This is a genomic window from Methylobacterium organophilum, assembly GCF_022179465.1.
GTDB lineage: Bacteria > Pseudomonadota > Alphaproteobacteria > Rhizobiales > Beijerinckiaceae > Methylobacterium > Methylobacterium organophilum.
The window spans coordinates 37,235-51,083 of the sequence record NZ_BPQV01000012.1 but is presented as its reverse complement, the minus strand read 5'-3'; the positions used below and the strand labels follow the sequence as shown (position 1 = coordinate 51,083).

Annotated in this window: 19 protein-coding genes and 1 riboswitch; of the genes, 6 read left to right on the top strand and 13 right to left on the bottom strand. The window is 69.8% G+C overall.

Translation table 11 applies throughout. The features are described 5' to 3' along the window. Positions 1-2: 2 nt before the first annotated feature. The gene (locus MFF21_RS18510) at positions 3-548 is read right to left on the bottom strand and encodes a hypothetical protein (RefSeq protein WP_238312794.1); all 546 of its coding nucleotides are present in this window, start codon (positions 546-548) and stop codon (positions 3-5) included. Between the two features lie 340 nt (positions 549-888). On the opposite strand from MFF21_RS18510, the gene MFF21_RS18505 reads away from it, so the two are divergent. Further along, positions 889-1,077 (top strand): hypothetical protein, encoded by a 189-nt coding sequence (locus tag MFF21_RS18505; RefSeq protein ID WP_238312792.1) that lies wholly within the window; start codon positions 889-891, stop codon positions 1,075-1,077. Between the two features lie 118 nt (positions 1,078-1,195). On the opposite strand, the gene MFF21_RS18500 is transcribed toward MFF21_RS18505, so the two are convergent. The 3 genes from MFF21_RS18500 to MFF21_RS18490 all read right to left on the bottom strand — a co-directional run bounded on the left by MFF21_RS18500 (position 1,196) and on the right by MFF21_RS18490 (position 3,658). Next, on the bottom strand, positions 1,196-2,260 hold the full coding sequence (locus MFF21_RS18500) for an acyltransferase family protein (protein ID WP_238313026.1): 1,065 nt from the start codon (positions 2,258-2,260) through the stop codon (positions 1,196-1,198). Between the two features lie 169 nt (positions 2,261-2,429). Next, a complete protein-coding gene (locus tag MFF21_RS18495; protein WP_238312790.1) occupies positions 2,430-2,801 on the bottom strand; it encodes an HNH endonuclease family protein in 372 nt (123 codons plus the stop codon). A gap of 17 nt (positions 2,802-2,818) precedes the next feature. After that, a complete protein-coding gene (locus MFF21_RS18490; protein WP_238312789.1) occupies positions 2,819-3,658 on the bottom strand; it encodes an alpha/beta hydrolase in 840 nt (279 codons plus the stop codon). A 121-nt stretch (positions 3,659-3,779) separates the two neighbouring features. Continuing rightward, positions 3,780-3,887, top strand: a riboswitch (TPP riboswitch). 79 nt (positions 3,888-3,966) lie between these two features. Between MFF21_RS18490 and thiC the strand changes: the two genes are divergently transcribed. Continuing rightward, a complete protein-coding gene (gene thiC / locus MFF21_RS18485) occupies positions 3,967-5,859 on the top strand; it encodes a phosphomethylpyrimidine synthase ThiC (RefSeq protein WP_238312788.1) in 1,893 nt (630 codons plus the stop codon). A gap of 248 nt (positions 5,860-6,107) precedes the next feature. Continuing rightward, on the top strand, positions 6,108-6,470 hold the full coding sequence (locus MFF21_RS18480) for a flagellar protein FlaG (RefSeq protein WP_238312787.1): 363 nt from the start codon (positions 6,108-6,110) through the stop codon (positions 6,468-6,470). A gap of 79 nt (positions 6,471-6,549) precedes the next feature. Here the strand turns inward: MFF21_RS18480 and flaF are convergent, their stop codons facing one another. Next, positions 6,550-6,930 carry a flagellar biosynthesis regulator FlaF gene (gene flaF, locus MFF21_RS18475; RefSeq protein ID WP_238312786.1) on the bottom strand — a complete coding sequence of 127 codons (381 nt, stop codon included), beginning with the start codon at positions 6,928-6,930 and terminating at the stop codon, positions 6,550-6,552. A 170-nt stretch (positions 6,931-7,100) separates the two neighbouring features. Between flaF and MFF21_RS18470 the strand changes: the two genes are divergently transcribed. Then, entirely contained in the window at positions 7,101-7,349 is a 249-nt protein-coding gene (locus MFF21_RS18470; RefSeq protein WP_238312785.1) for a hypothetical protein, read from the top strand. A 30-nt stretch (positions 7,350-7,379) separates the two neighbouring features. On the opposite strand, the gene MFF21_RS24005 is transcribed toward MFF21_RS18470, so the two are convergent. From MFF21_RS24005 to MFF21_RS18440, 7 genes are all read right to left on the bottom strand, one after another. After that, positions 7,380-7,508: a hypothetical protein gene (locus MFF21_RS24005; RefSeq protein WP_283206542.1), complete on the bottom strand. Its 129-nt coding sequence runs from the start codon at positions 7,506-7,508 to the stop codon at positions 7,380-7,382. Between the two features lie 85 nt (positions 7,509-7,593). Beyond that, positions 7,594-7,920 (bottom strand): hypothetical protein, encoded by a 327-nt coding sequence (locus MFF21_RS18465; RefSeq protein ID WP_373325050.1) that lies wholly within the window; start codon positions 7,918-7,920, stop codon positions 7,594-7,596. A 104-nt stretch (positions 7,921-8,024) separates the two neighbouring features. After that, positions 8,025-8,567 carry a metallophosphoesterase family protein gene (locus MFF21_RS18460; protein WP_238312783.1) on the bottom strand — a complete coding sequence of 181 codons (543 nt, stop codon included), beginning with the start codon at positions 8,565-8,567 and terminating at the stop codon, positions 8,025-8,027. A 10-nt stretch (positions 8,568-8,577) separates the two neighbouring features. After that, the gene (locus MFF21_RS18455) at positions 8,578-9,624 is read right to left on the bottom strand and encodes an energy transducer TonB family protein (RefSeq protein ID WP_238312781.1); all 1,047 of its coding nucleotides are present in this window, start codon (positions 9,622-9,624) and stop codon (positions 8,578-8,580) included. Positions 9,625-9,628: 4 nt separating this feature from the next. Further along, positions 9,629-10,117, bottom strand: a complete 489-nt coding sequence (tolR, locus tag MFF21_RS18450; protein ID WP_238312779.1) for a protein TolR — start codon at positions 10,115-10,117, stop codon at positions 9,629-9,631. 114 nt (positions 10,118-10,231) lie between these two features. Then, on the bottom strand, positions 10,232-10,924 hold the full coding sequence (locus MFF21_RS18445; protein ID WP_238312777.1) for a MotA/TolQ/ExbB proton channel family protein: 693 nt from the start codon (positions 10,922-10,924) through the stop codon (positions 10,232-10,234). Between the two features lie 63 nt (positions 10,925-10,987). Then, the gene (locus tag MFF21_RS18440) at positions 10,988-11,455 is read right to left on the bottom strand and encodes a Tat pathway signal protein (RefSeq protein ID WP_238313024.1); all 468 of its coding nucleotides are present in this window, start codon (positions 11,453-11,455) and stop codon (positions 10,988-10,990) included. 657 nt (positions 11,456-12,112) lie between these two features. Here MFF21_RS18440 and MFF21_RS18435 point away from each other — a divergent pair. Together MFF21_RS18435 and MFF21_RS18430 are read left to right on the top strand one after the other, a co-directional pair. Beyond that, a complete protein-coding gene (locus MFF21_RS18435) occupies positions 12,113-12,541 on the top strand; it encodes an Hsp20 family protein (protein ID WP_238312775.1) in 429 nt (142 codons plus the stop codon). Between the two features lie 143 nt (positions 12,542-12,684). After that, positions 12,685-12,951 carry a BQ00720 family protein gene (locus tag MFF21_RS18430; RefSeq protein ID WP_238312773.1) on the top strand — a complete coding sequence of 89 codons (267 nt, stop codon included), beginning with the start codon at positions 12,685-12,687 and terminating at the stop codon, positions 12,949-12,951. Here MFF21_RS18430 and MFF21_RS18425 read toward each other — a convergent pair. After that, the gene (locus MFF21_RS18425) at positions 12,938-13,741 is read right to left on the bottom strand and encodes an alpha/beta hydrolase (protein WP_238312771.1); all 804 of its coding nucleotides are present in this window, start codon (positions 13,739-13,741) and stop codon (positions 12,938-12,940) included. The genes MFF21_RS18430 and MFF21_RS18425 overlap by 14 nt on opposite strands. Positions 13,742-13,849 lie beyond the last annotated feature (108 nt).

Sequence of the window (13,849 nt, the reverse complement as noted above, 5' to 3'; positions counted from 1 at the left end):
CCCTACTGCACCAGCATCAGCCTGGACTTGCCGTCGCTGGCAGCAGGCCGACTCCAGGGCTCGACATGGCCGGCATAGAAATCCTCGACGAGGTCGCGGACCACCTCGGCGATCTCGCCGCTGCGCTCCTCCTCGAAATGGATCTCGTTGCCCACCGAGCGGCCGAGGCTCGGCGCGGCGCTCTTCAGCTCGGGCAAGAGCTTCTCGCTGTATTCCTTGCTGAGCCCCGAGACGCAGATGTAGTTGCGGCCGCCAAGGACCGGACCGTACTTGATGCCGATCTTGTGCTCGGAACCGGCGCTGTTGTGCAGGTTCGCGGTCAGGCAGACGAAGTCTTCCTTGTCCACGTCGACGGTCAGGCCCGAGATGGTGCCGGCAGCGTTGCGGTCCTCGTCCAGCACCTCCGCCATGAGGCTGAGCACGCTGATGATCGGCTGCAGCGCCTTGGTGCCGTCCTCCAGCAGCTTGCGGCGCAGCTGATTCTTGCGGGCATCGGCCGCCTGCAGGCGACGACGGAAGCGATTTTTGATTTCGTACGGATCGGTCATCGCGCATCCCCACGAGCGAAAATCGATTATTCTGCTCTGCGGAGAAACTAAGAAACGCCTATTATTCGGTCAAGCAGTTGCACAGTATTCGCGCGTGCAAATACGATGAGCGCCTGCCCAGTTTCATGACTTGCCCAAAATTTGGGCAGCGATGACCGTTCACGACCGGATGCGGGATCGGTCGCGCGAAACGGCGATGATCCGCCCGTTGCGGCCTGCCGCACCCGGCCAAAATCCGATGGGCCGGGAGTTTCCCTCGGCCGAACGGCGGTGCTAAGACCGCTGCGCTTTCTGTAAGATCCGGGCCCGCGTGAAGGCCCGCACAACGCGAGGGAACGCAATGAACCCGCTGGTGCCGCTTCTGGTCCTCCTGCTCCTGCCGATCGGCGCCATCTCCGCGGTGCTGTTCACGGATACGGGCATCGACCCGGCCCTGCTCACCGCCACGATCAAGACCTTCGCGATCCTGTTCGTCGTCGGCGGCGCCCTGTCCTTTGCCGCGAGCCGCCTCGCCGCGCGCTCGAACTGACGGCCCGCACGATCCCCGGCGGCAGGGTGGCGAGGCGCCTGCTTCCGCCGAGAACATCGCCCGGGCGCTGGAGCGGATGGGACGGTTCCTGTCGGAGCGCGCCCCGGCCTGACGGCCCTCAGGCCGGCCTGAGGGCCGGCGCCTTCGGCCGCGGTGCTCCCGCGATGTGGAACAGGGCAGGGCGCTCGAACAGGGCATTCAGGGGCGTCCTGCGGATCAGGCGCTCGAACAGGAGCGGCGTCACCACCGCCACCGCCGTCACGATCAGGCTGACCAGACCGATATCGGCGATCAGCCCGGACTTGACGATCAGGGTGCGGCTCAGCGCCATCGGCAGGAAGAAGGCGAGGTAGATCACGATCGAGCGCCGGCCGCAGGCCCGGAACGCGGCCGTGACCGGCCCTCCGGCCCGGGTCAGGAGGGCGGCCACCGCGACGATCGCCAGCGCGCCGATGCTGCCGAGAACGAGGCTCACACCGGGCAGGCTCGCCAGCGTCGGGTAGGCGGGAAACCCGCTCGGGCTGAAGGCGAAGAAAGTCTCGACCAAGGCCCATACGGCAAGCCCTGCCAGTGCCATGGCGGGCCGTCCGCGCACTCCGGTCGCGAAGGCGAAGATCCGCTCGGCGAAGAGATAGCCGCCGACGAAATAGACGTAGCGGCCGCAGAACTCCTCCAGCAGGTAGGGCATGCCGTGGCCCGGCAGCATCTGCAGCAGGGCCGCTCCGGCGAGCAGGAGAGGCGGGGGCACCCGCCCATGGGCGAGCTTGGTCACCACGGAGAAGACGGCGAGCAGATAGATGAACCAGAGGGTCGAGTAGGGCTCGACCAGGGCCCAGGCGAGGTGCAGCCCGAAGGCGGCGAGGGCCCCGTCCAGCCCCTGCGCGCCCGCGACGATCGGACCGGCCTTCACCGCCGACTGGATCACCACCCAGAGGACGTAGAAATAGGCGAAGTGGACGACGCGCCGGTCGGCGAAGAGGCGCCAGTCGCGGTCGATCACCCGGCCGAGGAACAGCCCCGAGAGCAGGAAGAAATCCGGGATCCGGAAGGGCTTGGCAAAGACGACGACCGTGTGCAGAAAGCCCTCGCCCCCCATCGCCTCACCGGTGCCGAGGGTGGAATGCATCATCACCACGAGGACGATGCAGAGCCCCTTGGCGACATCGACCCAGGCGAGCCGCATCGCGTCCTCGGGCCGGGCCGGACGGACGGGCAGGGGGATCACGGTCACGGGCGCCTCGCCGGTCGGTCTGTTCGAGCTAGAGGCGAGCCTGACGGGCAATCGTAAAGCGGGGGCTACTCCAGGCGCCCGGCGGCCGGGGAACCCGCCGGCATTCGCAACATTCGGTGAATCAACCGTGCGGCATTCGCGACGCCTTGCGCGCCCGCGTCAGGCGGGTGGGCGCGTGGAAGTCGTCGGGCTTCGTGCGCACCCAGGCCAGGAACCGGGCGATCTCCGGATCGGCGCGCAGGGAATCCACGTCAGCGAGCCGCCGGGCGATCTCGGCCTCGCTGTAGCGGGCATGGATCGCCGAATGGCAGATCTGGTGCAGGCGCACGGTCTCCCCGTGCCGGCCGCCCTTCAGTTTCGGGGTGAGGTGGTGGAGGCTCTGCCGCGCCCCCGGCGGGATCGGCCGTTCGCAGAGCGGGCAGACGGGCAAAACCGCCGGTGCGGCCGCGCCCGCCTCCTCCTCGCGCCAACGCCGTGCCCGCCGACCGACCATGCCGCCGCCTCCGTGGATCAGCGATGGGAGAGGGCGGCCGGTTCCGGGACGCAGGCCGCGCCGATTCGCCCGCGGAAGAAGGCTTCCACCGCCTGGTCGCGCATCCCGAGGATGGAAACGTGATCGCCCGGGATCACCTCCAGCCGCGCGCGGGCCCCGGCCGCCCGGGCGAGCCCCGCCGCGAGCTTGGCCGGCACCACCGGATCCGCATCCCCCTGCACGATCCAGACCGGCGCCTCGCCCCGGGCGATGCGCAGGTCCGAGCGCCAGGGATCGCGCAGGAGCAGACCGGCGGGCAGGAGGGGGAAGCGCAGCCGCACGAGATGGAGCAGGGAATCGAAGGGCGCGTCGAGGAACAGCCCGACCGGCGTGGCCTGCCCGGCCACGGCCACGGCCACGCCCGTGCCGAGGGAATGGCCGTGGAGCAGGACCGGCGCGCCCGGCGCCCGGCTCTCGACCGTGCGGAGGGCGGCGCGCCCATCCTCGATCAGCCCCTCCTCGCTCGGCTGGCCGGTGGAGCCGGGATAGCCGCGATAGGCCAGGGTGAGCAGGCCCCAGCCCGCCGCGCGCCAGGGGCCTTGCGAGAACCGCTCCGCATGCGGCTCCGGGCGGGAGCCGTTGCCGTGGAAGCTCAGCACCACGCCGCAGCCCGGCCGCGGCGCCCGCCAGAGCCCATGCAGCCGCTCGCCATCGGCGGTCCCGATGGTGATCGCCTCGACATCCGCGGGCTGCGCGCTCCAGGGCGGCGGGATACTCGCGCCCGGATAGATCAGCTGGCGCTGGTTGAAGACGAGGGCGCCGATCATCGCGCCCGCGAGCAGAAGCAGGACGAGGGCGAGAATTCCGAGGACGCGCATGCTCTCCTGGTCGCTCCCGAGGCGGCGACAGCAACGTCGCCCCTTAAACAGGGGAATGGAGAGAAGAACAGGCGCCCCGGTGACGCGCCGTTGACAAAGACGGCCCACGGCCCGAATCTGGAACCGTTCCGAGGGGGGCCCCGATCCGGGGGCTGAGAGTGGGCGAGGCGCCCTGACCCTTGAACCTGATCCGGCTCGTACCGGCGGAGGGACGGGAACCTGCTGCGCGCGGCGAGAGGCCGCGTGTTTGTGAAAGCCCAAACCGTTCGTCGTCTGCGGGTCGCCTCCAACGCCAGGAGTGACACCCGATGAACGCACCCGTCCGTCCCAAGGATCTTCCCAACGGCGCTCCGTCCAGCGTCACCACCGGCCCCGTGGCCGGCTCGCGCAAGGTCTACGCGCAGGCGCCCGGCCGGCCGGACATCACGGTGCCCTTTCGCGAGATTGCGCTGACCGATCCGAACGAGCCGGCGGTGCGGGTCTACGACCCCTCCGGTCCCTATACCGAGACCGATGCCCGGATCGATCTCGAGAAGGGCCTGCCGACCGCCCGCGAACCCTGGATCGTCAAGCGCGGCTACGAGACGGTGGTGCCCCGCGCCGTGAAGCCCGAGGACAACGGCTTCGCGGCCGACGACAAGCTGGTCGCCCCGTGCCCGGCCGAGCGGACCATCCGCAAGGCGGCCCCCGGCCAGATGGTCACGCAATACGAGTTCGCCCGGGCCGGGATCGTCACCGAGGAGATGATCTACGTCGCCCACCGCGAGAATGCCTGCCGCGAGCAGATGCTGGAGCGGGCCGCCGACGCGCTGAAGGACGGCGAGAGCTTCGGCGCTGCGATCCCGCCCTTCATCACGCCGGATTTCGTGCGCGAGGAGGTGGCCCGGGGCCGCGCCATCATCCCGGCCAACATCAATCACACCGAGCTCGAGCCGATGGCGATCGGCCGCAACTTCCTCGTGAAGATCAACGCCAATATCGGCAATTCCGCCGTCACCTCCTCCGCGGCCGACGAGGTCGAGAAGCTGGTCTGGTCGATCCGCTGGGGCGCGGACACCGTCATGGACCTGTCGACGGGCCGCAACATCCACAACATCCGCTCCTGGATCGTGCGCAACTCCCCCGTGCCGATCGGGACGGTGCCGATCTACCAGGCCCTGGAGAAGGTCGGCGGCGATCCGCTCAAGCTCGACTGGGAGGTCTTCAAGGACACCCTCATCGAGCAGGCCGAGCAGGGCATCGACTACTTCACGATCCATGCCGGCGTGCGGCTCGCCTACGTGCCGCTCACCGCGCGCCGCACCACGGGCATCGTCTCCCGCGGCGGCTCGATCATGGCGCGCTGGTGCCTCGCCGGGCACCGGGAATCGTTCCTCTACGAGCGGTTCGACGAGATCTGCGACATCATGCGGGCCTATGACGTGTCGTTCTCCCTGGGCGACGGCCTGCGCCCCGGCTCCATCGCCGATGCCAACGACGCCGCGCAGTTCGCGGAGCTGGAGACGCTGGGCGAGCTCACCAAGATCGCCTGGGACAAGGGCTGCCAGGTGATGATCGAGGGCCCCGGCCACGTGCCGATGCACAAGATCAAGGTGAACATGGACAAGCAGCTGCGCGAATGCGGCGAGGCGCCGTTCTACACCCTCGGCCCGCTGACGACCGACATCGCGCCCGGCTACGACCACATCACCTCCGGCATCGGCGCGGCGATGATCGGCTGGTTCGGCACGGCGATGCTCTGCTACGTCACGCCCAAGGAGCATCTCGGCCTGCCGAACCGCGACGACGTGAAGACCGGCGTGATCACCTACAAGATCGCCGCCCACGCCGCCGACCTCGCCAAGGGCCACCCCGCCGCGCAGCTGCGCGACGACGCGCTCTCCCGCGCCCGCTTCGATTTCCGCTGGGAGGACCAGTTCAACCTCTCCCTGGATCCGGACACGGCGCGGAGCTTCCACGACGAGACCCTGCCCAAGGATGCGCACAAGGTGGCGCATTTCTGCTCGATGTGCGGGCCGAAATTCTGCTCGATGAAGATCACGCAGGATCTGCGCGCCGATGTGCTCGCCATGGAGGAGGCCGGAATCGTCATCGGGCAATCCGCCCCGATGAGCGAGGAAGAGCGCCGGGCCGGGATGCAGGCGAAGTCGGAGGAGTTCCTCTCCGAGGGCGGCAAGCTCTACGTCGAGGCCGCCGAGTAGCGCCGAGGCGCGGGCCGGGAGGCCAGGGGCCGCCGCTTCCGAGCGGCGGCCCTTTCTCGTTGTGCTCGCATCACGGACTGCAACCGAGCTGCCACAAGAGAGAATTTCCCGACAATTCGCCTCGGTACGTTTACGCTTTCGCAACCGAGACCTGAGCGCGGCGCGGAAAACGCGACGATCTTAAGATTCCGCTTATCGCCTCGGGGCTTCAATCGGGGCACAGTCCTCGATGAGGATGGAGCAATCCCATGGATGCCATAAGGCCGATCTCGACGCCCGCACCGACCCCTTCGGTCGCTTCGGCCGCGGAGTCGCGCCCCACGGCGCAGGTCACGTCCGACACGCCGAACACCAGCCGGCAACTCGCCCCGGCGGTCTCGATCGAGATCAATCCCGAGAACACCCCGGCCGCCAATCCCGCTCCCGCGGCGTCCACGGAGAAGCGCGGCTTCGAGCGTGATCCCGAGAGCCAGGCCATCGTCTACCGCGTGACCGACGCCGCGACCGGCGACGTGCTGGTGCAGATCCCCGACGAGGTCGTTCTCCGGGCGCGTGCCTATGCCCGCGACGGCGCGGCGCAGCTCGGCCAGCGCATCGCGAAATTCGCCTAGCTTCTCCTTCGCTCTTCCGGGGATTCAGGGCCGCTCCACCGGGGCGGCCCTTCGCATGTCCGGGACTGTACCGATGCGGTCAGGCGGCCACCGGACCGGGATCGCCCTGCAGGCCGGCGGCGAGGTGATGATTGAGGGTGACGAGCGTCTCGAGCTTGCGGGCGCTCGGCTCGATCATCGCGTCGATGATCGTGCGGAAGACGTAGACGGCGAGATTGCTGACGTTCTGGCGCAGATCGTCGGGCAGGGGATTGGCCGGATCGGCCACGGCGGAGGCGAGAACAGTCCAGACCTTCTGGTTGAAGATCAGGGCCTCGTTCAGCGCCACAGAGCCGGGCTCGACATTGCCCTGCAGGGCCTGGAGCCGGCCAGCGGCCTTGAGAAGTACGGCGGCCTCGGCTTCTCGGGGAGAGAGTGCGCTGCGCGAGACCTTCGCGTAGGCATTGGCCGCATACGACATCGATTTGGTGTCCCCGCCGTTCGGGCAGCGCAGAGGCCCGCTCGTCGATCTTTCTGGCACGCGCCTGTTAAAAGAAGGTGAGCGAGGATCCGCCACGATGGCGCCCTCTTGAAGGGCGAGAGATTTGCTGCACTGCGTGCGACGCAGATTGCGATCCGGACCCGCCGTTCATGACGAACTTCTTCCTTGGCATGCTTGCCGGCGGCATCATCGCTTGCGTGGCGACGATCGCGGCCGCGCGCCATCCGGAGGTTCAGTCGCGTCTCGGCCTGGTCCCGCCGGCCCAAGCGGCCAAGGCACCGGCGCCGGTCGTGGCGCCCCGCTGCCCGCCTCCGCCGCCCCAGGCCGCCCCGACTGCCCGGGTGGGCAATCCGGAGATGCTGTTCGCCCGGGGGCGCTTCTGGAACGTCGCCCCCTGAAAGACGCGCGACGCTCGGCCTTCGGGCGCTTCAGACGCTGCTGAGCAGGAACATCACCATCGTGGTAGCGAGGGTGCTGCCGAGGAAGCCGCAGAGCGCAGCGGTGAAGGAGGGGCCGACGGAGGCGGTGTCGACCTGGGCTTGAGCGTTGGTGTTCATCGTGAGCCCCTGAGGAATCGGCGTTGCGTCGTTGGTCGAGTGATGCGCCCGAACGCCGCGGATCGGCGTGTGGCGGCGCACCCGGTCAGTCGCAGCGGTTAACCCGCTTGGCGACGCGCAACGCCCGCAATTCGCTCCGCAGATCGATGGAGACGATGTCCTGGCCGCAATCCTCGAAATCGCCCTGGGCGTCGTGGTAGCGGTCGCCGACCTCGTCGAGGGTGTCGCAGACGCGGTCGTGGTTACCCAGGCGGGCCTCCTGGCGGGCCTGGAAGCGCAGCGCACTGGCCTCCTGGAGGCGGCGCTGTCCCTCGACACAGCTCGGCAGGGCCTGGGCAGGGAGCATCGTCCCGAGAAGTCCCGCAGCCGTGGCGGCGGTGAGAATCGCGTGACGCAGAGTTGAGCCGGACATGGGCAACCCGGAAGCTATCGTGTGAAAGGTACGGCGCAAGACCGGCCAAGATTTCTGGCCCCGATCATCGCCCGTTCATGTGCCGTTGAACGGCGAAGCTGCTTCTATGGTTCCGCGTTTTTGCCCGGCGCGGAGGGCATGCCCCGGCGTCCCCGGCGCGAGACGAGGATCTCGGCGAGGGTCACCGGCCTGAGCCCCTGCGGATCGACGCCGACATCGTATTGGCGCGGGATCGGGGTCAGCCGGCCATGGGAATGGCCATGCAGGTTCAGGGCGCCGCGCCCCGTCCCGTTCCAGGTGCGGAAGGCATAGTGGCAGAGCACGAAGCGGCGGCCGTCCACGGTGATCTCCGCATAGTGGCCGACGCTGTCCCAGCCCGGCGCCTCCAGGGTCGCCGGGCCGTCATTGTTGCCCACGATCAGGTGCTTGCGCCCGTTCAGCGCGGCGAGGATCGCGCGGACGCGCTCCGGCGGCGGCCCGAGGGCGAAGTCGCCGAGATGCCAGATCTCGTCCGCCGCCCCGACCCGCTCGTTCCAGTTGGCGATCAGCACCGCATCGTGCTCGGCGAGGCTCGCGAAGGGGCGCTTGTCGATGCGCAACGCGCGGGTGTCGCCGAAATGCGTGTCGCTCGTGAAGAAGACCGTCACGGGCCGCGCGTCACCGCCCCGGGCTGAACCGGAGCGGAACCGTGACGGAGAGGCTCGACTGGGTCACGCCGGGGGGGGCCGGCGGCAGTGCGCCGCGCACGGCGGCGAGCGCCGCGCTGTCGATGGCTCCGATGCCGCTGCTGCCCGCCAGCCCAGCCCCGCTCACGGAACCAGACCGGCTCACGGTGAAGCGCACGGTGGCGACGCCGCCGGAGGTGCCGGACGCCGCCTCGCGGTTCATGCGGCCGCGGATGGTGGCCGCCATCGAGGCCTTCCATTGCGCCATGGCGTTCGGATCGCTGCCGGCTGAGGCCGCGCCACCCGAACTCTGGCGCGAGGCGGAAGCGGAGTTGCGCTGCGACTGCCCGGCGCTGGCGGCAGCGGCCTTGCGAGCCGCCTCGCGCTCACGCTTCTGCGCTTCGCGCTTCTCGCGGATCGCCTCGAGGCGACGCTCCTCGCGTTCCTTCTCGCGCTTGGCTTCGAGGGCGGCCTTGCGACGGGCCTCCCGCTCCGCGGCGATCTTGGCGGGATCGGGCTGTTTGGGCTTCGCCGGCTCGATCGGCTTCGGAGGCTCCGGCGGCTTGGCCACGGTCTCCGGCGGCGGAGGCGCCAGAGCCTCCGCCTCCGGGGCCTGGGAGGTGATGATCCGCTCCTCGGGCGGGGGCGGCGCGGTCTCCGGCGGCTTCTCGGCCAGCACCTCGGGCGGGGGCGGAGGCTTCACCTCCTGCGGCTGCTCGGCGATCGCCTCCTCCGGCACCACCTCGGCAGTCTCGGGCGGAGGCGGCTCGGCGGCCTCCATCGGATCGCCGATCGGCTTGGTGGTCTCGGGCGCGGCCTCGGACTGGGCCTGCTCGGCGGGCGCCTGCGTCTCGGCCTCCGTCATCTGCGGCGCGAGATCGATCGTGATCTCCTGCTCGCCGGGGGGCGCCGGCGGCGTGAAATGCAGGAAGGTGATCGCGAGCAGGGCGAGCGCGTGCAGCAGGAGCGCGACGACGAAGGCCGCGAACAGCCCCGACGGCCCCCGGCCCGGGCTCTGCGACGAAACCAGAGCGGTCATGGCGTTAGGGCGCGGGCGCGTTGGAAGGGGCGGGAGCGGGGGCAGGCGCCGCGCCGCCGCCGGGCGACTGCGCGATCAGCGAGACCTTGGTGAAGCCGGCCTGACCGACGAGGCCCATCACCTCCATGATCTTGCCGTAGGGCACGTCCCGGTCGCCGCGGACCAGCACGACCTGGTCCGGGTTCTCCGCCTTGAGCGCCCGCAGGCGCGGCATCAGCGTCTCGGGGGTGAAGGCGTCCTTGGCGATGTAGGGATGGCCGTCCTTGTCGATGGAGACTTCCAGGGGCTTCTGCGCCTGGGCGACCTTGGCCGCCGTGGTCTTCGGCAGCTGCACCGGCACGCCCGTCGTCATCAGCGGGGCCGCGACCATGAAGATGATCAGCAGCACGAGCATCACGTCGACCATCGGCGTGACGTTGATGTCCGACATCGGGGTGGCGTCGAGGCCGTCCTCGTCGCTGCCGCCCTCCTGGCGGATCGAACCCATTGCCATCGTCGGCCCTCCCGGGCGGTTGGTGTCGGGCTGCGCGCCGTCCTGACGGGCGCGGCCCCGCGAAAATCTCAGGTCTCGATCGAGCCCCTAGGGGCCTCGCGCGGGCGGCGCGGCCTATTCGGCGGCGGCGCGGGCGTGGCTGGCGCCCCGGTCGCGGGCGAGCCGGTTGCCGAGCACCGCGATGCAGGAGACGAAATTCGACTGGATGCGGGCGACGTCGCCCGAGAGCTTGTTGTAGGCCATGACCGCAGGGATCGCGACGACGAGGCCGATCGCGGTGGCGAAGAGGGCCTCGGCGATGCCCGGCGCCACCACGGCGAGGCTGGTGTCCTGGCTGCGGGCGATCGACGAGAACGAGTTCATGATGCCCCAGACCGTGCCGAACAGGCCGATGAAGGGCGCCGTCGAGCCGGAGGTGGCAAGCAGCGGCAGGCCGGTCTGGAGGCGCTTCACCTCGAGGCTCAGCGCCCCGCGCATGGCGCGCTCGATGCGCTCGCGCCGCTCGGCCCGGCTCTCGGTCGGATCCTGATCGCGCCAGGCTTCCAGCCCGGCCTGGACGAGGCGGCTGGCGATGCCCGCCTTGTCCGTCTCCAGGGGACCGCCGCTCGCGATCAGCGTCTCGAAGCGCTTGGCCTCGCGCCGGGCGCCGGCGAAGCGCACGATCTTCTCGAAGACCACGGTCCAGCAGGCGATCGAGGCGACCACGAGCAGGATCATCACGCCCTTCACGATCGGATCGGCCTGCAGGAACAGACCGAGGAACGAGAAATCGTGCGCCGCAGCGGCGGGGGCGGATGTCGGATCCATGGGCGAACTCCTCGAATCGATCCTGTGGCGAAGCCCGGGGCGGTCAGCTGCCCGCCCGGACCCTCAACGGTTGAAGGCGGCGGAGGTCTTGCTGTCGGTCTCGATGCGCTCCAGGCAGCTCTCGCGGCTGGCCTCGCCGCCCTCGCAGGCAAGCACATCGTTCAGAAGGACGCGGCCGATCTTGGGGCAGGCGAGACCGGGGAAGTCGAACAGCCGCACCACGGTCTTCTTGTCCTGGATCGGCCCGAGTTCGACGGCGAGGCGCTTCTGCGCGACGCCCTCGGTGTCGAAGGCGAAGAGGTCGACCTTGAGCGACTTGAGGGCCGGACCGGCGCCATTGTCGACGACCAGATAGGTCCGGCAGGCCTCGCCGGCGGGCTCGAGGCGGTTGAGCTGAATCTTCAGGGCGGGACCGGCCGCGGCCTTGGTGTCCGAAGACTTGGCGTCCTGGGCGAGAGCCGGGCCGACGAGAGCCAGCGCGAGGGCCGCGCCCGCGACCAGAGACCGCTTTCCCTTCCCAACCGAACGCATGCCGCGCACGACCACCTCCAACGCCTGCCTCACGTCCATCCTCCCGGTGAGCGACCGGCCTCCATCGGGCCCGCCTGTCCCGCTTGCCGCCGCGCCACGGGCACGACCCGATCGGGAGCGCGGCCGAGAAAACCGGCCGGCCGGCAATCCACGATCGAAAAAGGCAAGGCCGCACGACGCCGCGATCTCCCGAGGCGTCATCTCGTCGTGCCGGCTGAAGTATCCGACGCAGGAAGGTCAATCAAGGCGCCGGCCGAATTATAGAGGAATTCCAAACTGTTATTCGGCGGAGCGCTGGAGCCGAACATTGCCACTTTATCCCAAACCTGTCCTTCTGCACCGGTATTCGCGCCGCCATCCCACTGAGGAAGCCGCGCTTTTCGAGACCTGGCGGCAAAGCTTCGGCATTCACAGGCCCTCCGCGGATCCGGGAACGCCCGTGGGCGAGAGGAGAGACCAGAACAGGAGCAAAGGACGGGCGAGAGGGACGGGGACGGCCGGCGCCGCGCCCTTGATGGCGCGGAGGGCGGCGGCCATATCTCTTAGACGGAGGGGGTGCCGCATCGCGCGGGCTTCCCGATCCGCGAAGTGCCTTCAGGGGCGTGCGCCACGCCGGCCCGCGCCTCGCGGGCTTCGGAAACACGAGTTGCGCACCCGATGACGCGGCCTTCCCCGTTCGGTCACCCGTTCCTCCTCGGCTTCGACGAGATCGAGCAGGCGCTCGACCGCGTGTCGAAAGCCGCCAGCGACGGCTATCCCCCCTACAACATCGAGCGGATCCCCCGGGCCGGCGACGCGCCGGAGCGGCTGCGAATCACCCTCGCCGTCGCGGGCTTCACCCTCGATCAGCTGGACGTGACCCTGGAGGAGAGCCAGCTCGTCGTGCGCGGCCGGCAGGTCGACGACAAGGCGCGTCAGTTCCTGCACCGGGGCATCGCGGCGCGCCAGTTCCAACGCACCTTCCTGCTCGCCGACGGGATGGAGGTGCTGGGCGCCGACCTCTCGAACGGCCTGCTCTCGATCGACCTGGTCCGTCCGGAGCCGGAGCGGATCGTCCGCAAGATCGCGATCGCCGCGCGGGACTGACCGGCGCATGAACGCCTGCGACATCGGCGGTGGCCCGCCCCCTCGCAATCCCTCAGCCGGCCACCCATCTCATCGGTCGAGGCCCGCTGCCGCATCCGCGGGGCGGTGACCGAGACTGGCTCTGCCTTGAAGGAGGGCACGACATGACGAACAACGCACAGACCAACCCGCCCGTCGAATTCGGGCCCGCCGATCTCGCCGCCCTGGGCGAGGGCCACATCGCCTATGTGCGCCCGGTCCGCTCGGACGAGGTGAAGCGCCTGTTCCCCCAGGCGCCCGAGCTCAGCCCCGGCCTCGACCTCTTCGCCCTGCTCTCGGCGAGCGGCGCCCCGATCATGCTCGCGGATTCCCGCGACGTGGTGCTGGCCAACGCCGTGGCGCAGGATCTCTATCCGGTCAGCCTGCACTGATCCGGCCTGCGAGGCGCTCCACCGCCTCGCAGATCAGCGCGATGTCCTGCGGGCGCGACAGACGGTGATCGCCATCGGCGATCAGCGTCAGCAGCGTACCCGCCCCGGGCAGGCGCTCGACCGTCCGAAGAGCGTGCCGCCAGGGGACGTCGGGATCCTGCATCCCCTGAAGAAGATGGACCGGACAGCCCGGATCGAGGGGGGCGCCGAGCAGCAGGTGCCGGCGCCCGTCCTCGATCAGCGCCATGCGGATCGGGTCGGGCTCCGGCGCATAGGCCGTCGCGCGGTACCAGACGCCCTCGGTCTCGAGCTGCCGGCGCACCTCCGGCGGGAACGCCTCCCACATCAGCGCTTCCGTGAAATCGAGGGCCGGGGCGATCAGCACAATGCCGGAAGCGGGGCGGCCCGCCCGCGCGCGCGCCAGGGCAGCGAGGCAGGCGATCCAGCCGCCCATCGAGGAGCCGACGAGGAGGGGGCGCTCCGGCGCGAAGCGGTCGAGCACCGCCACGGCGTCGGCGAGCCAATCCGAGATCGTCCCCTCCGCGAAGCGGCCGCCGGATTCGCCGTGGCCGGAATAGTCGAAACGGACGAGGGGGCGGCCCTGCGAAGCGGCCCAGGCATCGAGCGCCCGCGCCTTGGTGGCGCGCATGTCCGAGCGGAAGCCGCCGAGCCAGACGACCGGCGCCCCCGCTCCCGGCCGGACCCGCACGGCGATGTCCCGCGTGCCCCGCGAGCCTTCGACCTTCAGAATCTCGACGGGGATCTCGTCCCGGGCGCCGCTCTCTGCCATCGCCTGCTCGCTGCTCTCGATTCGCCGCCATGACGCAACCGCGTCGAGGCTTCGTTTACCGAACCGTAAAGCGCGGAGCCGATCCTCGCGCAACCTGTCCCTTCCACA